The sequence below is a fragment of the Hydrotalea sandarakina genome (genome assembly GCF_003254115.1).
Taxonomy (GTDB): Bacteria; Bacteroidota; Bacteroidia; order Chitinophagales; family Chitinophagaceae; genus Hydrotalea; species Hydrotalea sandarakina.
Genome location: NZ_QKZV01000001.1, coordinates 297827 through 323299 on the forward strand (window position 1 = coordinate 297827; position 25473 = coordinate 323299).

The window sequence follows — 25473 nt, forward strand, 5'->3', positions numbered from 1 at the left end:
AGTATTGTGCCGCTGTAATTTAAACAATGCGTGTGTTTAAAGTATAGGCAACTTAATTGTTTTTTAATTTATATTCGGTTTGTCATTTTTCTGTATTTAATATGGATCCACATCAATTACAATTTGAATGCTTTTGAAGGGTTGTTGTGCTTTTAAATTGTTCATGTTTATAATAATAGCTTGTTTGCATTGTTGAACCAAAGTATTGTTTTTGGGCAGCTTAATCAGCAATTCCCATATATATAAGTTTCTTATTCGTTCAATAACCGGTATGGATGGTCCGTTAATGTATGGTTTAAATTTTGCAGATAATAGTTGCTGAAATTTAATGGCAGCATCTTCGGCTATGTTTCTGTTTTTGTGTTTAAATATTATTTTAATGAGTCTTGAAAAAGGTGGGTAATGATAAATCTTTCTGCTTTCTAACTCAAAATCATACAATGCTTTAAAATCATGGTTTTTAATGAAATTCAGTACCGGGTGTTGTGTGTTATTTACTTGAATAAGCACAAGGCCTTTTCCGTCCTTTCTTCCAGAACGGCCACTAACTTGTTCCATTAATTGAAATGCTCTTTCATTTACTCTAAAATCGGTAAAGCTTAAAATACTGTCTGCATCTATAATTCCTACTAATTGCACATTTTCAAAATCTAAACCTTTTACTACCATTTGTGTACCAACTAACACATCAATTTTATGTTGTTCAAATTGTTGAATCAGTTTGTCGTGGTCATGTTTTCCTCTCACTGCATCCAAGTCCATTCTGGCAATTTGTGCGTTGGGTAAAGCTTCAATTAGCAGTTCCTCAATCTTTTCCGTTCCAAAATTTTTTTGAATGAATTGATGACTGCCACATGCCATGCAAGTTTGTATTACAGGATAATAGGTTCCACAATAATGACAAATTAATGTGTTTTTTGCTTTGTGATAGGTAAGGGTAACGGCACAGTGTTTACATTGAGGAATCCACCCGCATGTTTGGCACATAAGGTAGGGTGAATATCCTCTTCTGTTTTGAAATAAAATGGCTTGTTTTTTTTGTTGAATGGTTTGTTGTAATTGTTGCATTAACTTTTCACTTATTGCAACTTTGCCTTTTTGTTTACCGGGGCTTTTTTTAATATCAACTATTTCTATTGATGGCATGGCAGCATCACCAAATCGTTGCAACAATTCTACCAAGCCATATTTTTCTGTTTGGCAATTATAATAGGTTTCAACCGATGGGGTAGCGCTACCTAATAACACTTTGGCATTTGTTAATGTTCCTAAATAAATAGCTGCGTCTCTGGCATGGTAGCGGGGTGCAGGATCTTGTTGTTTAAAACTACTATCTTGTTCCTCATCAACTATTATTAACCCTAAATTTTTAAATGGTAATAAAACTGAGGAACGAGCGCCTATAATAACTGCCGATTCGCCATCTTTCACTTTATTCCAAATTTCAACCCGCTCATTAGCATTAAATTTGGAGTGGTACACTGCAACATAGCCACCTAAGGAATCTTGTAATCTTCGTATAATTTGTGCAGTTAAAGCAATTTCGGGTAGCAGGTATAATACCTGTTTGCCTGTTTCAATGGCTTCTTTTATTAACTGAATATATAGTTGTGTTTTACCACTGGCTGTTACACCGTGTAATAAACAAACCTGCTTTTGTTGCCATATTGTTTTTATTTGATGCAAGGCTGCATTTTGTGCGTCGGATAGTTTAAAGTTGATTTGAATATTTTTGGGTAGTTCTTTTATTCTGTTAACTATTTTCTTTTTAGCCACAAGCACTCCTTTATCAATTAATGCTTTTAGTTGTGCTGCACTGGCACCGGATTTTTTTAGTAATTCGCTTTGTATTACTTCGCCATTTGTTTTTGCAAAATGTAAATAGGCCAAAAGTAATTCTAATTGTTTGGGTGCTTTACTCCATTGGTTTAACAATTTTTCTAATTCACTTTCGTTGGTATATGGCGTTTGTAACTGTATGAATGTTTCTGTTTTGGGTTTATATTTATCCTGCAAGCTTTCCCAAATAAAACAGGCTTTTTTATCAATTAATTTTTTGATAACAGGATATATATGGTTGGAAGATAAAACTTGTTGAACTTCCGTTAAACGAAGTTCTTTTCTTATTTCTAATGCTTCGGCCAATAAAAATTCATCATCCGATAATTGTACACTATCTACAATGAATCCTTCATTCCAAATAAGAATACTTTCGCCGCTTAATTTTAAATGTGCAGGCAGGGCAGCTTGCATTACTTCGCCTTCACTGCATAAATAATATTGCGATAACCATTCCCAAAATTGTAGTTGTGTTTCATATATTACGGGTAATTCATCTAAAACACTAAGTATGGGTTTGGGTTGGAAAAGTTCAGGTTTTTGTTGATGTACTTTTTTTACAATTCCTGCATATTTTTTATTGCGTAATGCCACTTCAACCCGAATGCCTTTTTGTACAGCTGCCTGAAATGCCGGTGGTACTTCCCATGTGTAAGTATTCGGTAATAGAATGGGTATAATTACATCGCAATAAACCGGGTTGGTAGAAGAGGTAATTGTGGGGTACGATGTGGATGCTACTAAATTCATAAATCATTATACAGGCAATAATCCATTCAAAATGGGAATAACCATTCTAAACTTTAAAGTTACATTATTTACTTGAGTTAGTAATTTGAAATACTATTTTTGGTTGTATTGAAGAATTGCAGTTTCCATTTTTTGATAAACCAGTTGTTTTAATGTTGAAGCACTTAGGCTTTTATCATTTGCATCAACCATAACAGGTGTTAAAAAAACAGCTTCTGTGGTTCCGGGGCTTAGCTGCAACAAATACTCGGGTGGCATTCGTTGTGCGGTTTTCAAAAATATGATGGGTTGTATAGGAGTGTTGGTTTCAATAGCAATTCTAAAGGCCCCATCATAAAAATCTTTTAAAGGTTGCCCTGTTTCGTTAAAAGTTCCTTCCGGAAAAATGAAAATTGACAATCCGTTTGCAATGGTTTTTTTTAAAGCCTGATAACTTTTTGCTCTTTCTTCTGCACTACTTCTTTTTACCAAAATAACTGCACATTTGTAAATGTAACCAAATACCGGAATTTTTACCATTTCATATTTTCCCAATACTCTGTATGGTTGATGCAAGGAATGGATAATGGTTGGAATATCTAAATATGAGGTATGATTAGCAACAAAAATGTATTGTTGTTTTTTATTTGGAATTGATTCGTAAATTATTTTGTGTTTTATGCCAATTAAGCTATACCAAATTTTACCCCATATTCTTGCAATGGCATATACTGCATTGCCCCCTTTTATTCCAAATAGTGCAACAAACGCAATAAATGGAAATGCAATTAGCATTAATATGATAAAAATGATTAGTGCATAAATTGAATATATGGTTCTTAATATTTTTTTCATTTTAATTTTTCCGAGTCAGGTTTAATTGAATATAAAATTTTCCTGTTAGACTAAATTATTTTTACAGTTACATGTTTCGGAAATTCAACATTGGCAACTTGCCCTTTTTCAAATATGCCAAATAATGTACTACCGCTGCCGCTCATAGCTGCATACAAAGCACCATTGGCATAAAGTTGATTTTTTAAAAGGGCTAAATCCGGATGTTGTTTGAATACAGGAATTTCAAAGTCGTTTACCAGGGTATTTTTCCATTTCGAAATATCTTGTTCAACAATATCCAATAAATTCACCTCTGGCATTGTTGGTGTAATTTGTTGAAATGCCCATGCAGTGCTAATATGGATGGAAGGAAAAAGAAGAACGAATTGATACTGCTGCAATGACAATTTTATGGGTTGCAATATTTCGCCACGACCTGTTGCCAATGCAGGTTTGTTCAGCAAAAAGAAAGGGCAATCACTACCCAGCATCAATGCATATTTTTGTAGTTGTTGGTTTGTTATATTTAATTGAAAGTATTTATTCATTAGCTGTAATACAGCTGCAGCATCTGAACTGCCGCCACCCAAACCTGCCCCCATAGGAATGGCTTTGTGTAAATGCATTTTTATGGAAGGTATTTGCGGAAAATCTTTTTTCAACAATTCATATGCTTTTACACATAGGTTGGCATTCAAATTACCGGGTATTGTTAGTCCGGTGGTAGTAAATTGAATATTACTGCTTTCTTTTTTTGTGGGTATTATTTCCAAAGCATCATGCCATGCAATGGGGTAGAAGATTGAAGCAATTTCATGGTATCCATCTTCCCTTTTTTTAGTAACATGTAAGCCTAAATTAATTTTGCAATTGGGAAAAACTACCATTGAATTGAAATGAGGAATATTGATGATTGTAGAAAATTATTTTCGTCTGTTAATTTCGTCGCGTATGGCAATTGCTTTTATATAATCTTCATGTTCTAATACTTCATGTAACAATCGTTGCAATTCTTCTAAACTCATGCTGGCCAAATCAAGCTCACCTTCTTTTTGGTGTTCTTCCATACCAACAGCCTCCATTTTTTGGGATTCGCCGGAATGTTTATCATCCATTAATATACCGGCATTTTGTAAAATATGTTCATAAGTGTAAATGGGGCATCCAAAACGAACAGCTAAGGCTAATGCATCGCTGGTTCTGCTGTCAATTTCTACAGTATCATGTTCGGAATAACACACCAAATTTGAGTAAAAAATGCCTTCTTGCAAATCGTTAATAATTACTTCTTGTAATTCAATGTTAAAGGCGTTCATGAAGTTTTTCATTAAATCGTGGGTTAATGGGCGGCTTGGCTTCATGTGTTCCAATGCAACTGCTATGGCCTGAGCTTCAAAACCTCCAATTACAATAGGTAATCTACGTAAACCATTCACTTCACCTAATACAACTGCATAAGAGTGTGTTTGTGTAATACTATGTGAAAGGGCGACAATTTCTAACTCAATTTTTTTCATATTCCCACGAAAATAATATAATTTTCAAAATTTATTACGAGCATAAAAATAAAACTTCCTTTTTTAAATGCGTTGTAATTTCTATTTTTTGAGAATTCCATTTTTTAATCCATTTTAAAAAAGCTTTAAAATACAGTTTAGAAAGAATCAATGAAAAATGTTGCAATGTTTATCGCTTTTCTTAAAAAATAAACCTTTTAATCATAAACAACGAAATAATTTTCTGAAAAGAATGAAACTCATCAAAATGTTGTAATTAATCTGTTTCTTTGGTTATTCATTCAAATTGCCACATTATCACTTTAAAACCATATTTAATTGTATAAGATAGTAATAACTTTATATATATTCGTAACCTTTTTTTACGTAGTGTTTACGCGGCAGCCTGATTATTTTGATAGTGATATTACTTATGGTACTATTCAACTGAAAGATACAGCTCATCGGTTCATTCCTTTTGCAACTTTTCATGTTGCTTCGGATAGTTTTTCCGTAAAGGCTTCATATCCGCTTTTAAAGTTGGAAAATGGGGAAAGGGTAAAGATTATTTATAATACTGCCAAGCCCTCTAATGCTTCAATTTATTCAGTGTGGGGCTATTGGTTTAAATGGGACGAAATACTAGGTTCTATTTTAATTGCACTTGTTTTTTGGGGTATAGCTGTTATATTGAATAAAAACCCTGCTGAAGAAAGTTTAAAAGAGCAAATGGATAGGCATGAAACAACTTCAAAGAGAAAATATGATTGATGGTTGAAATAAGTTATCGTTTAAGATACCGTTTCATGTCGCGTTCGGCATCTTTTTGTTTAATAGATTCTCTTTTGTCGTAAAGTTTTTTACCGCGAGCAAGTCCAATTTCAACTTTTACTAAATTGTTTTCATTAAAGAAAATACGTAAGGGTACTATAGTATATCCTTTGTCTTTCAGTTTTTGTTCCCACTTTTTTAGTTCCCTTTTTTTTAAAAGTAGTTTTCTGTCTTGTACGGCAATGTGATTATTGTGTGTACCTAATTTATATTCTGCAATGTACAACCCCCTTAACCACAATTCACCTTTTTCAAATAAACAGAAGGCATCATTAAAACTTACTTTACCTTCTCTAATGCTTTTTACTTCCGTACCCAATAATACAATGCCGGCTATTAATTTATCTTCAATAGCATAGTTAAAATAAGCCTGTCTGTTGTTCATTTCTTTAGCCATACAAACACAAAGGGTGAAACTTTACCTGACCATTGGCTTTATTTGAAATAATACAACCAGCCAAAAGTTTAATTTAATTACTGAATAATGTAATTAGATCAGAAATTTTGTTTTTTAATTTTTTTCGGTCAATAATAAAATCTAAGAAGCCATGCTCAAGCAAAAATTCGCTTTTTTGAAATCCTTCGGGTAAATCTTTTTTAATGGTTTCTTTAATTACTCTGGGTCCGGCAAAGCCAATTAATGCACCGGGTTCAGCAATATTTAAATCGCCTAACATACCAAAGCTGGCAGAAATACCCCCAAAAGTAGGATCGGTGAGCAAGGAAATGTAGGGAAGTTTGGCATTACTTAATTGTGACAGTTTACCACTGGTTTTGGCTAATTGCATAAGGCTAAAAGCACTCTCCATCATTCGGGCGCCGCCACTTTTTGAAATTACCATGTAGGGTAAACGATGTTTGATGCAATAATCAACGGCTCTGCTGAATTTTTCGCCCATAACGCTGCCTAATGAGCCACCAATAAACTCAAAGTCCATGCAGGCAATTACTATTTTTTTTCCATTGACATTGCCTACGGCTACGCGCATTGAGTCTTTCAGATTGGTTTTGGAACGAATTTCGTCTAATCGTTGCTGATAATTTTTTAAATCGGTAAAGTGTAAAAAATCTTTACTGATAATTTCATCAAACAGGGTTTCATATTCTTTATTATCGAATAAAATATCAAAATATTCCTGACTTCCTATGCGGTGATGATAGTTACATTTTGGGCAAACAAATAATTCTTCTTCTAAGTCTTTAGTAGTTGATATATAATTACAATTAGGGCATTTACTCCAAAGTCCTTCCGGGGTTTCTTTTTTGTCGGCTGTGGAGGTTAATATTCCTTTTTTTCCACGCTTAAACCAACTTCTTTTCTGGCTTTCCTCTTCCTTTTGGGTTTCCTCGTCGCCGGTTAAATTGTGTTCTATATTTTCTTCTAATTCTTTTTTCATGGTTATCATCATTTTTCAACTTGTTAAAATGTAACTAACCCATGAAACATACATATTCCATTTGAATAAGCAGAACAAGGGGTATAGTATACTATAAACAGTTTATTGAAGGTAGCAAAAATAAGGTTGTTTACCGAAACAGCACCTATTTACTGCCTAACCTACTGCAAAATAAACAGATAATACTCCAAAAAACAATAGCCACTCATTATTTTGAGTGGCTAAATGTTAAATATATAAAAATTATGCGTTCCTATTAATGCAATTTAAATCTTCGAAGGCTTCTGTTAAACGCAAAATGAAATTTTCTTCCCCTTTTCTTAACCAAACACGGGGGTCATAATGTTTTTTGTTGGGCATTTCAGGACCTTCCGGGTTGCCTAATTGGCTTTGCAAATAGCCTTCATTTTTTTTGTAATTATTCAATACACCTTCCCAAAAAGCCCATTGCATATCAGTATCAATATTCATTTTGATAACCCCATAGCTAATGGCTTCATGAATTTGTGCTTTGGGAGAACCACTTCCACCATGGAATACAAAGTTTACCGGCTTTTCCTCGGTATTTAAATGTTGTTGTATATAAATCTGGCTATTGTGTAAAATTTCAGGACGTAAATGTACATTACCCGGGCTATATACACCATGTACATTGCCAAATGCAGCAGCTATCGTAAAAAGGTTACTTACTTTGCTTAAAGCAACATATGCTTGTTGTACTTCTTCGGGTTGTGTATATAATTTATGGTTTTCAACATCCGAATTATCAACGCCATCTTCTTCGCCGCCAGTAACTCCCAGTTCAATTTCCAAGCTCATTCCCAAGGGTTTAATTCTTTTTAAGTATTCAACTGAAGTAGAAATATTATAATCTAATGCTTCTTCGGAAAGGTCGAGCATATGTGAACTAAATAGCGGTTGTTTTTTTTCTTTGTAGAATTGTTCACCTGCATCAATTAACCCACTTACCCAAGGTAACCATTTTTTGGCTGCATGGTCAGTATGTAGTACAACGGGAACCCCATAATATTTTGCCACATTATGAATGTGTAATGCTCCGGAAATAGCACCGGAAATATTGGCTTGATAATTGTCATTCGGCATGCCTTTTCCTGCAATAAATTGAGCGCCACTATTAGAAAATTGTATGATAACGGGTGAATTAACTTTGGCTGCAGTTTCTAAAACGGCATTTATTGAATTAGTACCAATGCAATTTACAGCGGGTAATGCAAATTTGTTGTCTTTTGCATCTTTATACAATGCAGCTAGTTCTTCGCCAAATAATACTCCGGGTTGATACTTTTTCATGATGAATTTTTTGTTGTGGTTAAATGGTAAATTATTGTGGTGAATAATTTTATTGCTATTGTTTTTAACAGCAATTTCAATTTCGGTTGCAAAGATACTGATAGTTCATAAAAACATTCGTTAGTATTTGTTTTTATTAAACGTTAATTGACTGTTTTTTTGAATATTTTCAATTAGTGTTTTGAAGTATGCAACACTGTGCAATAATCTGCTGCCATACCAACTAAACATTTCCCCATCAACTAAAATAATGGTTGAATGGGGAAGCAATTGTTGAAAATAGTGCATGTGTTTTTCTTGAAAAGGGTAGGGTTCTGATGATAGTAAAATGAATTCTGGTGCTGAAGCTATTAATTCTTGTTCGGTTATGGCCGGATAACGTAGCTTGTTTTGAAAAGCATTTACAAAACCACAAAGCAACAGCATTTCATGAATAAATGTTTGGGAAGCGGCTACCATTAAAGGCTGCTTCCAAATTATGTAAGCTACTTTTTTGTGTGTTTGTAAAGGTTTTAATGATGAAAAATTGTTTTGAATATTTTTTGCTAATTCATTCGCCAATTCATTTTTATAGCATATTTCACCCATTTGGTGAATCATGCTTAAAGCATCATTTAAATTATTAACATCAGTTACCCAAACCGGTGCAATGTGGCTAATGGTTTCTATTTGTTCACGTATGTTTTCCTCTTTGTTGGCAATAATAAGATCTGGGCTTAATGCTTTAATTTTTTCAATATGTAGTTGTTTGGTTCCGCCAACAATAGTTTTACTATGTTTCCATTCGGGTGGGTGAACACAAAATTTAGTTATACCAACTACATAGTCTTCCATTCCCAACGTGTATAGCAATTCTGTTTGAGAGGGTACTAATGAAATAATTCTCTTAGGTGAATTTTTATTTGGTAATGGTAGATTGGAATGGTTAATAAAAAAGTGCATATTTCAAATGTACATTATTTGCTTATGTGAGCATAATTTCTGCAAGCAATAATGACATTAACTCATTAATGGTACTTATACCAACTGCCGGTATTCACAATACAAACATTTTCGTGTGCTTCAATCCAGTTTTTTTCGGTTAATTTTTTAAATCCTGCAAAAGCGGCAGCGCCTTCAGGCGAAAGTAAAAGCCCTTCTGTTTTTGCAATTTCTTGCATACTTTTTTGTATTTCTTCTTCATTAACATCAATGCCAGTACCGTTACTTTCAATAATTACTCGCAACATACTTTTTTCTGCAAATGGTGTGGGTACCACTAATCCATTTGCTATTGAATGTTGGGGCTGAAAATTGTTTTGCTTTTGTCCGTTTTTAATAATCTGTATCATGGGATTACAATTTTTTGTTTGTACAATTACCATTCTTGGTTTTTTATTGAATGTTATCCAGTTTAATTGTTCTAATTCATGAAATGCTTTCCATATTCCAATTAAGCCGGTTCCACCGCCTGTTGGAAAAATAATAACATCGGGTAACTGCCAGTTAAGTTGTTCCGCAATTTCGTAGCCTAGTGTTTTTTTGCCTTCCAATCTATAAGGTTCTTTCATGGTACTTAAATTGAAGGCGCCGGTTTTTTGTGCAATTTCTTCGGCAAGCTTACCGCATTGTTGAATAAAGCCGGGAATTTGAAGAAGTTTTGCGCCATAAAGTTGCACTTCCTCTTTAATTACAGAAGCACTATTTTCCGGCATAACTATGGTAGCTTTTATCTTAGCTTTTGCACAATATGCACTTAAGGCACCGCCTGCGTTACCTGCTGTTGGTATAACACACTGCTCAATACCCAGTTCTTTTGCTTTTGAAATGGCAACACTTAAACCTCTGGCTTTAAATGAGCCGGTAGGATTTACCCCTTCATCTTTTAAATAAACTGTATTAACCTTATAACGGTTACTTATTTTGTTAAGGGTATGTATAGGGGTAAATCCTTCATTTAAGCTTACAATATTTTGTTCATCAAAAACCGGTAACATGTTGGCATAACGCCAAAGGCTTTGTGTTTTTGAATGAATTTTTATTGCAGGTAATGCATTGCTATTGTAAACGGTAAATAATGGCTCATTGCAGCAAGTAGCAAAAGTTTGTATAGTGTGAATATTGTATTGCTTGCCACAGTTTGGGCAGGTTAGGTGTGCTGCTGCTGATATGGTTTTACTAAGTGTTTTCACACTGTAAAACTAAGTAGGCATTATAACTAATTTGTGTATAAAGTTGTTATAAACTATAACTTTTAGTGATAAACACTTTGTGCAGTTTTTATGAAGTGTTTATTCAAATTACTGATTTCGCCCTTTCGTTGAATGAAATAGAAGTTGCGAACAATATTTAATCCTTCAAAACTTACTTGTTTTAGTTCACCATATTTTAACTCTTTAATAACAGAACGACGAGGTAAAAATCCTAAACAATCCGAAGCAATAATAAAATTTTTAAGTGCTTCCGTGCCGCCTAATCGAACTTTGATGTTTAAATTATTGAATAGAATTTTATGTTTTTCCAGTTGCTTTTTAAGTACAGCTAATGTACCACTGCCACGTTCACGAATGGCTAATGGTATTTGATATAAGTCTTGTACTTGGTAAATTTTCTTTTTTGCCCATTTGCTTTGGCTGCTGCATACCGCAATTACTTCATCGCTAATAAAAGGCAAATAGCTTACATTGGTCAATTGGCCTTTTTCTTCAATAATGCCTAAATTAATTTCTTTATTTAGCAGTGCGTCTAAAACAATTTCTGTATTTCGGTTTAGTAAACTGATATTGATATTTGGATATTGTTCATGAAATACCGATAAAACTTTGGGTAGAATGTACAAAGCTACGGTTGTACTTGCCCCAAGTTTTAAATTACCTTCTGCTTCTATGGCATTTGATAAGGCCGTTATATCAAACAAAGTTTGTTCTTGTATGCGTTTTACTTCGGTTAATCTTTCATACAATAAATTACCGGCGGGGGTAAGTTCAATATACATTCCCCGCCGGTCAAATAATTTAGTTTTATAAAGGAATTCAAGTTGCTTAATGTTTTTGCTGATAGCCGGTTGCGACATAAACATTTGTTCAGCAGCCTTTGAAAAACTTTTTTGTTTGGCTACTTCCAAAAATACTTCGTGTTGCGGCGAAAGCATAAACAGCAATTTATTTGATTAACGGCCCAGGCTTTGTAGTACATCATACTTTGTAATAATGTGGTAATCGCCTTTTTCATCGCACGCCAATACGGCACCGTTGGTTTTATTAATTAGTGAACCTAATTTTTCAACCGGTGTAGCCATATCAACAATAGGGAAGGCCGGCTCTAAAACATGGCTAATAGCTTGTGTTTTAATTTCTGGGTTTGAAAACATTTTAATAAATAGTCCGCCTTCACTAATGGCACCTACAATTTTATTATTTTCCATTACAGGAATATGTTCAATATCGTACTTTTCCATTAAGGCTACAGCTTCAGCAACTGTTTGGTTTGGCGTAACGCTAATCAATTTTTTATGTGCACGTGCATTAATAATGTCTTTGCAGGTTTTCACTTCTAAAAATCCTCGTTCCATCATCCATTGATCGTTATAAATTTTTCCAACATAACGACTGCCATGATCGTGAAAAATGCAAACCACTAAATCGTCTTTTTTTAATTTATGCTTTAATTGCATTAAACCCTGAAAGCAACTTCCCGCACTATACCCGCAAAATAGGCCTTCTTCTTTAGCTAAACGCCTGGCCATAATTGCGCCGTCTTTATCGGTAACTTGTTCAAAGTGATCAATAAAGCGCATATCATAATTTTTGGGAACAAAATCTTCCCCAAAACCTTCACTGATATAAGGGTGAACATATGACATATCAACCTCACCGGTTTGATAATAATGTGTAAGCAATGAACCATAAACATCTATTGCCCAAACTTGTATGTTCGGATTTTTTTCCTTTAAAAACATAGCTGTTCCGGTAATAGTGCCCCCTGTGCCGGCAGTACATACTAAATGCGTAATTTTTCCATCTGTTTGTTCCCAAATTTCGGGTCCGGTACTTTCATAATGTGCCTGACGATTGGCTAAATTATCATATTGATTCATGTAACAGGAGTTGGGTATTTCCTGGCTTAAACGTTTAGCAACGCTATAGTAACTGCGGGGGTCATCGGGCATTACATTGGTTGGGCAAACAATAACTTCGGCACCAACTGCTTTTAAAATATCAGCCTTTTCTTTACTTTGTTTATCGGTAGTTACAAATATGCATTTATAGCCTTTTATGCAAGCAGCTAATGCAAGCCCCATTCCAGTGTTTCCACTTGTTCCTTCAATAATAGTTCCACCGGGTTTTAAGCGCCCTTCTTGTTCAGCAACCTCCACCATTTTTAAAGCCATGCGGTCTTTAATAGAGTTGCCCGGATTAAAGTAATCTACTTTAGCTACAACAGTACAAGGAAAATCTTTTGCAACGCGGTTAAGGCGTATCATAGGGGTGTTTCCTATGGTTTCTAAAATGTTGTTTTTTATTTTCATCATGGCATTTGTTATGTTGCAAATGTAGGTTTTTCGGCATTTTCAGTTTTAAGGAATAAGCATATTCTTTTATGCAAATAACTACTGTTAAAGTGAAATGAGGAGATTTTTTAAGCAATTCATGCCAAACTAAAAAATGAATGTTACTTGTTTGTAGATATTTTATTGTTTTTCCCCCTATTTTTGTTTACTTCATTTTAATTTTTTTTAAAACTTAGAACCAAAACTAATGATGAACAATTTGTTTTACGCTGTACCTATCATGGGTATTATTGGTTTATTGTATACACTGATACAATTTAAATGGGTAGCCAGGCAAGATGCCGGCAGCAGCAAAATGAAAGATATTAGTACCTATATTGCTGAAGGGGCCATGGCCTTTTTAAAAGCTGAGTGGAAAGTATTGGGTTATTTTGTTGTTTTAGTGGCTATTTTATTGGCTTTTATGGCACAAAGTAATGCCAATAGCCATTGGAGTATTGCCATAGCTTTTATTATTGGTGCTGTTTGCAGTGCCATAGCCGGTTTTATTGGTATGCGTGTTGCTACTAAAGCCAATGTGCGTACGGCTCAAGCAGCTCGCAGTAGTTTAGCCAAGGCTTTAAAAGTTTCATTTACCGGTGGTTCGGTAATGGGCTTAGGGGTTGCGGGATTGGCTGTACTGGGTTTAGGTGCTTTATTTATTATTTTAAAACAAATATTTGCCCCAGCTACTGCTTCTACAAGCGAGGAAATGATTAAAACAATTGAGGTATTAACAGGTTTTTCTTTAGGTGCTGAAAGCATTGCTTTGTTTGCAAGAGTGGGTGGCGGTATTTATACTAAAGCAGCTGATGTTGGAGCAGATTTAGTTGGTAAAGTAGAAGCCGGTATTCCGGAGGATGACCCACGTAATCCAGCTACTATTGCTGATAACGTAGGGGATAATGTAGGCGATGTGGCCGGTATGGGTGCAGATTTATTTGGTTCTTATGTAGCTACGGTATTGGCGACTATGGTATTGGGTCAGGAAACAATTTCAAACGATAATTTTGGGGGATACGGCCCTATTTTATTACCTATGATGATTGCCGGCATTGGTATTTTATTTTCCATTATCGGAACTTTCTTTGTAAGAATCAGTGAAAATGCCGGTATTAATACTTCTAACGTTCAAAAAGCCTTAAACCTTGGAAACTGGGGAAGTATCGTTTTAACTGCGTTGGCTTGTATTGCATTGGTTGCTTATATTTTGCCTGAAAACATGGTTTTAAGAGGACATGAATTTTCACGTTGGGGTGTTTTAGGCGCAATTGGTGTGGGCTTATTGGTAGGTACACTAATGAGTATAATTACTGAATATTATACAGCAATGGGAAAAAAACCTGTATTGAGCATTATTAAGCAATCTTCAACCGGCCATGCTACCAATGTTATTGGTGGTTTGGCAGTTGGTATGGAAAGTACATTTTTGCCCATATTGGTTTTAGCAGGCGGTATTTGGGGTGCTTACGCTTGCGCCGGTTTATATGGTGTTGCCATTGCTGCGGCAGGTATGATGGCTACAACAGCCATGCAATTAGCTATTGATGCTTTTGGCCCTATTGCTGATAATGCCGGTGGTATAGCCGAAATGAGTGAATTACCCGGCGATGTTCGTGAAAAAACAGATGTGCTGGATGCTGTGGGTAATACCACTGCAGCTACCGGTAAAGGATTTGCCATTGCTTCGGCTGCACTAACAGCCCTTGCGTTGTTTGCAGCTTATGTAGGTGTAATCAATAATAATGGTTACGCTATGCGTGGTATTGATATATATAAAGCTAAAGTGTTGGCCAGCTTATTTGTTGGAGGCATGATTCCATTCATATTCTCATCGTTGGCTATTCGTGCAGTTGGGCAGGCTGCTATGTCAATGGTAGAAGAGGTGCGTCGTCAATTTAAACATATTCCAGGTATTATGGAGGGCACCGGAAAACCCGAGTATGATAAATGTGTAGCTATTTCAACTACTGCCTCTATTAAAAAAATGATGTTACCCGGTGCTATTACTATTCTTGCACCTTTATTCATTGGCTTTATTTTAGGTCCTGAAGCATTAGGCGGATTTTTAGCAGGAGCCACAGTTAGCGGCGTTTTAATGGGTATGTTTCAAAACAATGCCGGCGGTGCTTGGGATAATGCCAAAAAATCTTTTGAAAAAGGAGTTGAAATTAATGGAGAAACCTTTTATAAAAAGTCAGATCCACATAAGGCTTCAGTAACAGGTGATACCGTAGGTGATCCATTTAAAGATACATCCGGGCCTTCAATGAATATCTTAATTAAGTTAATGTCAATAGTTTCATTGGTTATTGCTCCAACCTTAGCCCATATACACAAATCTGATGAGGGTGTTGTGAAAGCCCAAACCATTGAAATTTCTGTAAGCGATTCTACACAAAAATTAAATGGGCATGGTACTTTTTCAATTGGTGATCCGGCAACCAATCAATTTTTACAAGATTTGCTTAAGGATGGCATTATTGAGAATAATAATGCTAAAGTTGAAATTCGGGATAGTAAAATTTTTGTAAACGGAAAAGAACTTTCTGAAGATTTACAGGAAAAATATAAGGTTTACTTAAAATAAGCTTTCTTTACTAAAAGCAAAGGCTATCTCACTAAATAATGAGGTAGCCTTTTTTATTGGTAAAAAATATGGAAGATTCATATTTTTGATGGAATGGCCTGTTATTTTACATTTTGCCGGCTTCACTTTTGCCTTAAAATTTGTAAATTCGGGTTATAATATTTTGATTGTCATGCCGCAATTTCCCAATATTTTATTACATGCTGTACCCGCCTTTATTTTACTAATTATCATTGAGGTTGTTTATGCTTATCATATACAAAAAGATTTATATAATGTAAAAGATACAGCTACCAGTATTGCATTGGGCTTGGGAAATTTAATAACAGGTATTTTTACCAAAGGAATGATTTTATTATTCTTCTCTTGGTTATACACTTATCGCTTTTTCACAATTCCTTATACTGCTTGGTGGGCATGGGTATTATTGTTTTTTGCAGATGATTTCAGTTATTATTGGTTTCACCGATTTTCGCATACCATTCGTTGGTTTTGGGCAAGTCATGTAGTGCATCACTCTTCTGAACATTACAATTTAGCTGCAGCATTAAGGCAAACATGGACGGGGAATTTAACCGGATCATTTATTTTTTGGTCGTGGATGCCGTTGGTAGGATTTCATCCTGCCATGATATTGTTAATGCAATCCATTAGCTTACTTTACCAATTTTGGATACATACACAAACATTAGAAAAAATGCCCCGCTGGTTTGAGTACATTTTTAATACCCCTTCTCACCATCGGGTTCATCATGGAAGTGATATTTTGTACTTAGATAAAAATCATGCCGGTACATTAATTATTTGGGACAGAATGTTTGGTACTTTTCAAGAGGAAGTTTTTACTCCCACTTTTGGTTTAACCAAAAATGTAAATACTTACAATCCCGTTAAAGTTGCCTTTTTCGAATGGATTAAAATATTTAAGGATATTCGAAAATCACCACGCATTGCACATATTTTAGGTTATTTGTTTGGCCCACCCGGATGGAGCCACGACGGCAGTAGTGTTACTACACAACAGTTACGCGAAAAGCTGAAACAACAGCAGCAAACTAAATAATCTTTTTATCATTTCATTTACAAAAACCATTGTAACTTGCTTACGAATAAAATCGTATCAAGTGGCGAAAATGTCATAGATCGGTTTATACAGAAAAAATACATTTTCATATTTTTAATGAATATGCTATGAAATCAATAAAACCTACAGAAAGTGAATTGGAAATTTTGCAAGTGTTGTGGCAAAAGGGAAGTGCAACTGTAAGAGAGGTGCATGAAGTGTTATGCTTACATAAAGATGCAGGATACACAACCACGCTGAAATTAATGCAAATTATGCATGAAAAAGGCTTGGTAAGCAGAAATGAACAAAGCAAAACGCACATTTATAGAGCCAATGTTTCAAAAGAAAATACCCAACAGCAATTACTGGGCAAAATGATTAATAGCTTGTTTGAGGGTTCTGCATCTGCTCTGGTTATACAGGCTTTAGGCAATACAAAACCTAGTGCTAATGAAATTGAAGCTATTGAGCATTTATTGAGAGAACTAAAAAATGCTGAATAAAATGAGTGGCTACCAATCATTTTTAATTCACTTGGGCAATGCCATAATTTGGAATCTGTTTATAGGTGCCATTCTGTGGTTTTTGTTTTTGCTGATTAAACAATTGGTACCCCATAAAGATACATTTCATTATAACTTTTCATTTGCCGCTATAAGTTTACTCGGATTGTTTTTTGTTGCAGCAATTCTCTATTTCAATCTTGGTACAAATGATTTTTATATCGATTACTTTAATGAAGTGAGTAACATTTTTGTTACTCAAAAACTTGCATGGACCAATATAAATATTATATCCTATTTGATATACGGAATTGGTTTAATATATATTATCGGACTTCTTCTTCAAATCATTAAATGGCCGTTTGTTTTAAAGCGCCAAAAAACACTATATAGTATTTTCAATCAACAAGTGCCGGAAACTATTCATAGTTTTATTGAAAAGCAAAAACAAATTTTAAATATTCGAAAAAAAGTTATTGTTTACTTGATAGATGGAATGATAAGTCCTGTAACAATTGGTTTTATAAAACCCATTATTTTGTTGCCGGTTGCAAGCATCACAAATTTATCTACTTCAGCAATTGAGGCTATTTTGGTGCATGAATTGGCGCATATTCGCCGTAATGATTATTTAATAAACTTTATTGCCAGAATACTTCAATCTATTTTGTTCTTTAATCCGTTCATTAATTATTTCTTGCGTGAAATGAATACTTCACGTGAAATTATTTGCGATAGATATGTTTTGCAACAGCAATATTCGCCCATGTTTTATGCTGATGCATTGTTGCAATTATCTAAGCTTAGTAACCCTCAATTAGCACCTGTGCTATCAATGCCTGCTATTCAAAAAAATGGAACATTGTTGTTAAGAATTCAACATATTGTACAGTTTGGCAAAATGCCAAAACCTGTTTCAATTTTGCATAATACCAAAATTTTAATGGCTGGTTTTTATGTTTTATTGGGAATGGCAATGATTTATTGTATTCCTTTTAATGAAGGGTATAAAAAAAATACAGTTCAACACCCCAGCAATAAGAATGATATAACGTGGGCTACTGCTGACAAAAAGTTAGATGTTATTCCATTGCAATTAAATGAAAACAGGTCAATTAGAATACGCCCCCCAAAAAAACAACTATTGGTTAGCACTAAGCAAACTAAAGTGTCAAAATATAAAAGCATCAATCCCATTATTGATAAAAGCATAGAATTGAATGATAAGGAAGTAAACAACATTGACGATTCTCAAAACTTTTCAATCATTCCGGTTAAACAACTGCTATCATCTGCCATTAATGAGAATGATGCAACACAGGCTTCGTTTAAAATTAAACAAGTAAGTGCTATTCATTATAATCATTCAACAACAGGGTATCGAATGTATTTTATTCAAAAAGTAGTAAATAAACAAACTCAAACTACTGAACCTTATGGTTACATATTAGAAGTACAAAAACAGATACCGGGTATAGATGGAGAAGTGCATATTGTTCGCGAATATTATGGGCATCTTTATCCTAATACCGAAACAAAATTAAATGCCTTTGCGCCAGTAATGAATGATTCTACTCTTTTGAATAATTTGTTTAATTAATTCCTTACCATAAACGTTGCGGGCATCGGCTTGCATAACGATTATTGAGCAATAATCCAATTAGTATTTCGTGTGTACCACTACTAACGGTACCCAATATTGATGTGCTGTAATCATATGCATATCCAACGTTTACCAAACTGTTTATATTAACTCCAAGCATACCGGTAAAACCATTTTTATATCTAATTGAAAAACCAGTCCATAATAGGTCACGATATTGCACCTTCACATTCATATCAATACCAATCGGTAAGGGTTGTATGTATCTTAGCTGAAAGGAGGGAAGAGCAGAAACATCATCCGACAGCGGAAATTGGTAACCGCCTGTAAAAAATAAATGAGGTACTAATTTGCCTGGTACTACACCTATGGGTTGTGTTGAAAAATAAATAGCATCAGGCAGCAATTGTTGCACAGATAATCCCAGAAAATAATGTGCACTATATAACCATAAGCCGGCACTTAAGTCAGGTTTAAGGCGATTAATGGTATTGGCATTTGCAACTGCCGGATCTACCGGAACGGCAAAATTTAAATTGCCTGCGTTTAAACTAAGTTGGGAAACACCAACTGAAACACCTGCAGATAAATTCGTAGTAGCATTTAAACCTACGTGGTATGCATAGGTGGCGGCTGCCGAAAATCTATTTAATGAACCGGCTCTGTCGTTCAATATGGTTAAACCAACCCCTGCATGTGCCGGTGCACTGGTATAATTTCGCCAATAAGCTTGTCCTAAGGGATTTTCTCCCGGGGTACTAAAACCGGTTACAGTAGTTTGTGGATAGTTTTGTTTATGTAATGGACCCTGTATGGTAAAGTAAGTGGTAACAGGTGCATCCGTTAAGCCGGCCCATTGAACACGTTCACTCAATTTTACATCTGTGTAATTTTCAATACCTGCAACAGCCGGATTGATAATAAAATTATTTAAAATGTATTGTGTATAGTAAGGTCGTTGTTGTGCAAATGCAGAAACAATGTTTAAAATAATTAATAGCAAAAAAAGGCAGCGCAGTTTCATTTTAATCAGTATCGAAAATATTGTATTTTACCCATAATTAATTGCAGGTAACATATTTTCTGATATCTGTCAATTGCAAAAACCTTCAATTATTCTTCTACTCTTGAAGTATCAGAGGTTCCTGAGAATACTGAAGTTAATTTTCTGGCACTGTAAATATTTCTGTTGTATTTATTGCCTAATATAATTAGGGTCGCAGTATCATTAATTAATCTTGTAAAAACTGTATTGTTGCCATGCCACCAACCATTATGATAAATAATAGGTCCATTGGTGCCATCCAGCAGCATTCTCCAGCCTAATCCATAGTTGTGGTTCGATCTGGTTTCATGGCTTTGCGGTTCAAAGGCCATACTTAAAGTTTGGGGGCGTACAAATGTTCCTTCATACAATGCTCTATCCCATAGCAACATATCTCTAACTGTGCTATATACATTCTTATCGCCGTATATACAATCTAGTTTTTCTAATTTAAATGGTGCTTTGTTGGCTTGGTATGAGGGAACATAATTAGCAGTATCGGCAATGTTAAATACAAATGTGTGTTTCATGCCCAACACATTAAATACGCTATCTTTCATGTATTGTGGAAATGGAATGTGCGTTACACGTTCTATGATAAGTGCCAATAAGGCATAGTTGGTATTACAATAATGAAATGTTTTGTTGGGTAAAGCTAAAATTGCCGGTTTGTATTTTATCATGTAGTTCAACACATCTTCATTGGTTTGAAAGCCTTTAACTTCATTCCCCGATGCTACAAAATGTACTACTTTAACACGTCTTCCGCGTTTGTTTCTTGTATAAGTAACAACGGCCTTCTTTTCATCCATAAAATAAACATAGTTGGGTAAACCACTTCTATGTGATAATAACTCGGTAATGGTTATGTTTTGGTAAGGAAATTGCGGAAAAAATTTTTGTAATGTGTCATTCAAATTTATTCTTCCTTGCTCCCATAAACGCAGTAATGTCATTGCAGTAAAAGTTTTTGAAATGGAAGCCAGGTGAAATGGATCATCCGGTGTTAATTTTTCATTGTTTTTAAAATTGTAATAGCCATGGTAATCTTCAAACACTACTTCACCGTTTTTGGCCATTAAAATGGCACCATTGAAACCTTTGTCTAACAAATCTTTTTTATATAAAGGCGCAATAGCATCAGCATAAGCCTTTTTTTGTTCAGGTGTTAACGGATTAAAATGAAAGGTCTCCGCCTGAATGGTAACAGGCTGATTTTTAGTTTCCTGTTGTGATTGACATGATGAAATAAAACAAGAAAATATAGATGATAATAACAATAGTTTTCGCATGCGGTAAAGTTTCAAAAGGCGCAAATATAAAGTATAAAATACGGTATTGACGTTAATCAAAAACAAAAGTAATTTTTATGGCAAATGAACATTTGCTAAATATGATTTAATTTAGCACGCATGAGCAAGCAACCAACCAACCCGACAAGTTATCCCAAAGAAAAAATTAATATACTGCTGTTAGAAAATATAAGCGACAAAGCAGTACAATTTTTTAAACAAAATGGATACACTAATGTAAAAAAATTAAATGGAGCTTTAAGTGAAGCCCAACTAATTGATGCCGTAAAAAATGTACATTTATTAGGCATTCGTTCCAAAACCCAAATTACTGAGAATGTTTTAAAAGCGGCCACTAAATTGCAGGCAATCGGCTGCTTCTGTATTGGCGTAAATCAGGTTAATTTAAAAGCTGCTACCGAAAATGGAGTTGTGGTATTTAATGCACCTTACAGCAATACCCGAAGTGTAGCCGAATTGGTGATTGCATTGGCCATTATGCTTATCCGCAGAATACCCGATAAAAATAAAGCCGCACATGAAGGTATTTGGTTAAAAGAAGCCAAAGGCAGTTTTGAATTGCGTGGTAAAACCTTGGGTATTATTGGTTATGGCAACATAGGTTCGCAAGTAAGTGTATTGGCCGAAGCAATGGGAATGAAAGTACGTTTTTACGATATTGAAAATAAATTACCATTAGGAAATGCCACAGCTTGTAAATCGTTGAAGGAATTAGTAAGTACTGCTGATGTTATTACCTTGCACGTTCCTGAAACGGCACAAACCAAGAATTTAATTTCAAGATCAGTAATTAAAAATTTTAAACCGGGAGCAATTTTATTGAATTATGCTCGTGGTGAAGTGGTTGATTTGAAAGCCTTGGCAGAAGCCATACAGGCCGGATTAGTGGGTGGTGCTGCCATTGATGTATTCCCCTGGGAACCTGAAAAAAACGGTGATCATTTTGAAACACCCTTGCAGGGTTTACCTAATGTAATTTTAACTCCACACATTGGTGGTTCAACAGAGGAAGCTCAGGAAAATATTGGCGAAGATGTAAGTGCCAAGTTGTTTAATTATTTAGAACGTGGTATTACCAATGGCTCACATACCGTGCCTGCCATTAGTTTGCCGGCAGTAGAGGGTGCGCATAGAATTTTGCATATTCACTACAATAAGCCGGGGGTATTAAGTGCCATTAATACGGCCTTGTCTGAACACCATATTAACATTGTTGGTCAATATTTAAAAACCAATGATACAATTGGTTATGTTGTTTTAGATGTAGATAAAAAATTATCGAAACAAGCTGCCGAATTATTAAAGGGAGTAAAAGAAACGATTAAAGTGCGCATGTTATACTAGTTGCGTGGCCAACAAAAAATATAATTTGGTTTTTGTTCAATTTTGATACAGTAAACCATATAATAGAATTGTATTGCATGAAAATTAAAAAAGCGATAAGCCTTGGCATACTCGTTTGTACTTTTTTTGCAAATGCGAATGCCTATAACCTGAAAGGAATAGTGGTGAACGCTGCAACCAATAAACCATTAAGTGGAGTTTATATTTATATAAATCAATCGGAAAAGTTAGCAATTACTCAAGCTGATGGAACTTTTGAATTACAAAATGTAACTGCACCTGAAGCCGATATTATTGCCACACAAAAAGGTTTTGAAACTTTACAATATCATGTACAGTATCAAAAAAATCCTTCGCTGCTGAAATTTGAAATGCAGCCCATTGAAAATAAACGTTGGTTAAATTGGGTAGGAAATAATACAGAAAAGGGAAAAGAATGGTTTCAGCTATTTCAAAACTTTTATATGGGTCATTCTGTCAATGCCGCGCAATGTGAAATGTTGAATGCAAATGTTTTACATTTTAATTGGGATGATTCAACACAAATTCTGAATGTTGCCACCGATGGGCCATTATTGGTTAGCAATGAGGCTTTAGGGTATTTGCTCATTATGAATTTTGAAAGTTTTAAAATGAATAAGAACGGCGATTTGCTATATGATGTGTCAATGGGTTTCAAACCGCTACATTCAAGCAATCCATCTATTTTGTATAAATGGAAAAATAATCGCATTCAAAATTTTGCCACAAGCCAGGTTTCGTTTTGGTATAGTTTATATGCCGATAGTTTAAAACAAAATGGATTTACTGTTCAATTTATTCAAAGAATATTTGAAGGTGAACCGGGTTACGTTAATGCCATTGCCAATAAAAAAAATACAACAGGCATTCAGTCGGTTAAAGCAGGTAATGCAATAGTAAAGAAAAAGTTTGTTGATTTATTGCTTTCCGGTAAGGAAAACAATTTAACTACTTATCTTAAAAAAGTGAATGATTTTACCACATCCCTCACCGCACCACAAGTTATTTTACAAGTGAAATACAGAAGGGTAGATGCCTGGGGACTTAATGAACAAACCAATGGATTCAATCCATTTTTGGGAAATCAGGCAGAAAGTTATTCATACATTATCTTTTCAAACAATCCAATTTATATTACAAAAAATGGATATGCCTACCCCGGTAATGATTTTTGGGTTACCGGCGATTGGAATTGGATGGGTTTATCAACCGCCATGCCTTATGATGCTGCGTTATAAAACTTCAAGAAGCGTTTAGTATTGTTTGCAAAGCAGCTATTTCATTGGCATCTGCAATAATTTTTTCTTTTGCATCGTGCATGCTTTCAACCCAATATTCACTATTTGCAGGAACCCATTTTTTTGCACTGCTATGCCATTCATTTGATTGAATGGATTGCATTAATGCATTTAAATTATTACTTCGAATGCCGCCACCGGGCAGAATGATAATATCATCATTGGCCGCCTCTATCAATTGCTGTATTAAGTCTTTCCCTTCAAAAGCCGAAGGTTGTTGTCCACTGGTTAAAATGCGTTGGCAACCGCATGCAACAATTTGTTGCAAAGCCATCATTGGATTATTGCAACGGTCAAAAGCACGATGAAAGGTAACATCCATCGGGTAAGCCCATTCTACAATTTGTTGCAATCTTTCTGTATCAATACTGCCATCCGCTTTTAAAACTCCGGCTACTATACCATCAAAGCCCATTTGCTTGCACAAAAGTATATCTGCTTTCATGGCAGCAAATTCTTCTTCGTTATAAACAAAATCGCCTGCACGTGGACAAATCATTACAAACATGGGTAATGACAATTGGTTGCGTACAGTTTTTAAATATCCGTATGATGGCGTTGTACCGCCATTGTCATAATTTTCACAAAGCTCAAGCCTATCGGCACCGGCTTTTGCTGCAATGAAAGCAGATTCAATAGAGAATACAGCAATTTCTAATATTTTCATGCGGGCAGTATATATTTAGCATCTTCTAAAATATTTTTATCGTCGGCATAACAAACTGCATAATTAAAACCTTTTTGCAATCCGTATGCGCCATAAACTCCTTGTTTGTTCAAAGCAATAAAGCCTACTTGTATATCTTTTGCTTTCGCACCTTTAATTTTTGCAATCCGTTCAACAGCCATTTTGCAAGCTTGTTCAGGCGACCAACCTTGCCGCATTAATTCAACAACGGTATGAGATCCACTAATGCGTATAATATCTTCACCCTGGCCGGTGGCTGCTGCAGCACCCACCGCATTATCAACATACAACCCTGCACCAATTAAAGGTGAATCGCCAACACGACCATGCAATTTAAATGCCTGACCACTGGTTGTACAGCTGCCGCTTAAATTGCCTGCACTGTCTAACGCCAGCATAGCAATAGTATCATGATTCCATTCTCCGTTAGCTAATTTTGAAGGTACAGGAGTTGGGGTGTATGCATTCCCGCCTTCTGTTCGTTCAATATTAATAATGGGTTTATACTCACTTTTTTTAAGCCAGTTTTCGTAAGCCTTTTTTGCTTCAGGACTCAACTTCTCGGGTTCTAATGTAAATCCTTCGGCAATGGCAAACTGTTGGGCACCTTCACCAACCAATAACACATGTGGAGTTTTTTCCATTACACGGCGGGCAACAGCAATAGGGTGTTTTATTCTTTGTAAACACGCAACTGCTCCGCAATTATAATTTTCATCCATGATGGAAGCATCTAATGTAACATAGCCATCACGGTCGGGATTGGCACCTAACCCCACACAGCAGTTGATAGATGATTCTGTAACCATTACCCCTTTTTCAACTGCATCTAATGCACGCCCATTGTTTTTTAATATAAGCCAGGCCGCTTTATTGGCAGCAATACCGGCATCCCAAGTTGCAATAACAATGGGCTTTTTTACCGGCCCCTTTAGTAGTGGGAAGTTGAGTTTTGGTAAAGTAAATGCAGTTAATCCTAAGGTACTGAGCGATAAAAAATTTCTTCTTTGCACGGTATAGTGTTTTTGTTATTA

The 25473-nt window shown here is 35.1% G+C and carries 22 protein-coding genes; 7 read left to right on the plus strand and 15 right to left on the minus strand.

Annotated elements, in window-relative coordinates:
• Window positions 1-96 precede the first annotated feature (96 nt).
• The 4 genes from priA to LX80_RS01330 form a co-directional block, all read right to left on the minus strand.
• The gene (gene priA, locus LX80_RS01315; protein WP_111293229.1) at window positions 97-2589 is read right to left on the minus strand and encodes a replication restart helicase PriA; all 2493 of its coding nucleotides are present in this window, start codon (window positions 2587-2589) and stop codon (window positions 97-99) included.
• A 93-nt stretch (window positions 2590-2682) separates the two neighbouring features.
• Window positions 2683-3423 (minus strand): lysophospholipid acyltransferase family protein, encoded by a 741-nt coding sequence (locus tag LX80_RS01320; protein ID WP_245897911.1) that lies wholly within the window; start codon window positions 3421-3423, stop codon window positions 2683-2685.
• A gap of 50 nt (window positions 3424-3473) precedes the next feature.
• Complete coding sequence (ispE, locus tag LX80_RS01325; protein ID WP_111293230.1) at window positions 3474-4292, minus strand: 4-(cytidine 5'-diphospho)-2-C-methyl-D-erythritol kinase; 819 nt, start codon at window positions 4290-4292, stop codon at window positions 3474-3476.
• Window positions 4293-4328: 36 nt separating this feature from the next.
• Window positions 4329-4922: a bifunctional nuclease family protein gene (locus LX80_RS01330; RefSeq protein WP_111293231.1), complete on the minus strand. Its 594-nt coding sequence runs from the start codon at window positions 4920-4922 to the stop codon at window positions 4329-4331.
• Window positions 4923-5240: 318 nt separating this feature from the next.
• On the opposite strand from LX80_RS01330, the gene LX80_RS01335 reads away from it, so the two are divergent.
• Complete coding sequence (locus LX80_RS01335) at window positions 5241-5672, plus strand: DUF3592 domain-containing protein (RefSeq protein ID WP_146250351.1); 432 nt, start codon at window positions 5241-5243, stop codon at window positions 5670-5672.
• A 13-nt stretch (window positions 5673-5685) separates the two neighbouring features.
• Here LX80_RS01335 and smpB read toward each other — a convergent pair whose 3' ends face one another.
• The 7 genes from smpB to LX80_RS01370 all read right to left on the minus strand — a co-directional run bounded on the left by smpB (window position 5686) and on the right by LX80_RS01370 (window position 12950).
• The gene (gene smpB, locus LX80_RS01340) at window positions 5686-6129 is read right to left on the minus strand and encodes an SsrA-binding protein SmpB (RefSeq protein WP_111293233.1); all 444 of its coding nucleotides are present in this window, start codon (window positions 6127-6129) and stop codon (window positions 5686-5688) included.
• A 73-nt stretch (window positions 6130-6202) separates the two neighbouring features.
• Window positions 6203-7129, minus strand: coding sequence for an acetyl-CoA carboxylase, carboxyltransferase subunit beta (gene accD, locus LX80_RS01345; RefSeq protein ID WP_111293534.1), 927 nt, complete (start codon window positions 7127-7129; stop codon window positions 6203-6205).
• Window positions 7130-7372: 243 nt separating this feature from the next.
• Window positions 7373-8440, minus strand: a complete 1068-nt coding sequence (gene fbaA / locus LX80_RS01350) for a class II fructose-bisphosphate aldolase (RefSeq protein ID WP_111293234.1) — start codon at window positions 8438-8440, stop codon at window positions 7373-7375.
• A gap of 120 nt (window positions 8441-8560) precedes the next feature.
• Window positions 8561-9382 (minus strand): ABC transporter substrate-binding protein, encoded by an 822-nt coding sequence (locus LX80_RS01355; RefSeq protein ID WP_111293235.1) that lies wholly within the window; start codon window positions 9380-9382, stop codon window positions 8561-8563.
• 65 nt (window positions 9383-9447) lie between these two features.
• Entirely contained in the window at window positions 9448-10611 is a 1164-nt protein-coding gene (locus LX80_RS01360) for a threonine synthase (RefSeq protein WP_111293236.1), read from the minus strand.
• A gap of 62 nt (window positions 10612-10673) precedes the next feature.
• Window positions 10674-11570 carry a LysR substrate-binding domain-containing protein gene (locus tag LX80_RS01365; RefSeq protein ID WP_111293237.1) on the minus strand — a complete coding sequence of 299 codons (897 nt, stop codon included), beginning with the start codon at window positions 11568-11570 and terminating at the stop codon, window positions 10674-10676.
• 18 nt (window positions 11571-11588) lie between these two features.
• Complete coding sequence (locus LX80_RS01370) at window positions 11589-12950, minus strand: pyridoxal-phosphate dependent enzyme (protein WP_245897913.1); 1362 nt, start codon at window positions 12948-12950, stop codon at window positions 11589-11591.
• Window positions 12951-13179: 229 nt separating this feature from the next.
• Here LX80_RS01370 and LX80_RS01375 point away from each other — a divergent pair, with 229 nt between their 5' ends.
• The 4 genes from LX80_RS01375 to LX80_RS01390 all read left to right on the plus strand — a co-directional run bounded on the left by LX80_RS01375 (window position 13180) and on the right by LX80_RS01390 (window position 18727).
• Window positions 13180-15558 (plus strand): sodium-translocating pyrophosphatase, encoded by a 2379-nt coding sequence (locus tag LX80_RS01375; RefSeq protein ID WP_111293239.1) that lies wholly within the window; start codon window positions 13180-13182, stop codon window positions 15556-15558.
• Between the two features lie 172 nt (window positions 15559-15730).
• Complete coding sequence (locus LX80_RS01380; RefSeq protein ID WP_111293535.1) at window positions 15731-16621, plus strand: sterol desaturase family protein; 891 nt, start codon at window positions 15731-15733, stop codon at window positions 16619-16621.
• Window positions 16622-16749: 128 nt separating this feature from the next.
• The gene (locus LX80_RS01385; protein ID WP_111293240.1) at window positions 16750-17127 is read left to right on the plus strand and encodes a BlaI/MecI/CopY family transcriptional regulator; all 378 of its coding nucleotides are present in this window, start codon (window positions 16750-16752) and stop codon (window positions 17125-17127) included.
• Window positions 17117-18727 carry a M56 family metallopeptidase gene (locus LX80_RS01390; RefSeq protein WP_111293241.1) on the plus strand — a complete coding sequence of 537 codons (1611 nt, stop codon included), beginning with the start codon at window positions 17117-17119 and terminating at the stop codon, window positions 18725-18727. The genes LX80_RS01385 and LX80_RS01390 overlap by 11 nt, the downstream gene beginning before the upstream one ends.
• A 4-nt stretch (window positions 18728-18731) precedes the next feature.
• Here the strand turns inward: LX80_RS01390 and LX80_RS01395 are convergent, their stop codons facing one another.
• A complete protein-coding gene (locus LX80_RS01395) occupies window positions 18732-19754 on the minus strand; it encodes a PorP/SprF family type IX secretion system membrane protein (RefSeq protein WP_111293242.1) in 1023 nt (340 codons plus the stop codon).
• Between the two features lie 89 nt (window positions 19755-19843).
• Window positions 19844-21067 (minus strand): serine hydrolase domain-containing protein, encoded by a 1224-nt coding sequence (locus LX80_RS01400; protein WP_111293243.1) that lies wholly within the window; start codon window positions 21065-21067, stop codon window positions 19844-19846.
• Window positions 21068-21187: 120 nt separating this feature from the next.
• Between LX80_RS01400 and serA the strand changes: the two genes are divergently transcribed.
• Entirely contained in the window at window positions 21188-22432 is a 1245-nt protein-coding gene (serA, locus tag LX80_RS01405; protein ID WP_111293244.1) for a phosphoglycerate dehydrogenase, read from the plus strand.
• 77 nt (window positions 22433-22509) lie between these two features.
• Complete coding sequence (locus tag LX80_RS01410) at window positions 22510-23691, plus strand: carboxypeptidase-like regulatory domain-containing protein (RefSeq protein ID WP_111293245.1); 1182 nt, start codon at window positions 22510-22512, stop codon at window positions 23689-23691.
• A 4-nt stretch (window positions 23692-23695) separates the two neighbouring features.
• Here LX80_RS01410 and LX80_RS01415 read toward each other — a convergent pair whose 3' ends face one another.
• Both LX80_RS01415 and LX80_RS01420 read right to left on the minus strand, forming a co-directional pair.
• A complete protein-coding gene (locus LX80_RS01415; protein WP_111293246.1) occupies window positions 23696-24418 on the minus strand; it encodes a copper homeostasis protein CutC in 723 nt (240 codons plus the stop codon).
• Window positions 24415-25452: a N(4)-(beta-N-acetylglucosaminyl)-L-asparaginase gene (locus tag LX80_RS01420; protein WP_111293247.1), complete on the minus strand. Its 1038-nt coding sequence runs from the start codon at window positions 25450-25452 to the stop codon at window positions 24415-24417. The genes LX80_RS01415 and LX80_RS01420 overlap by 4 nt, the downstream gene beginning before the upstream one ends.
• Window positions 25453-25473: the final 21 nt, after the last annotated feature.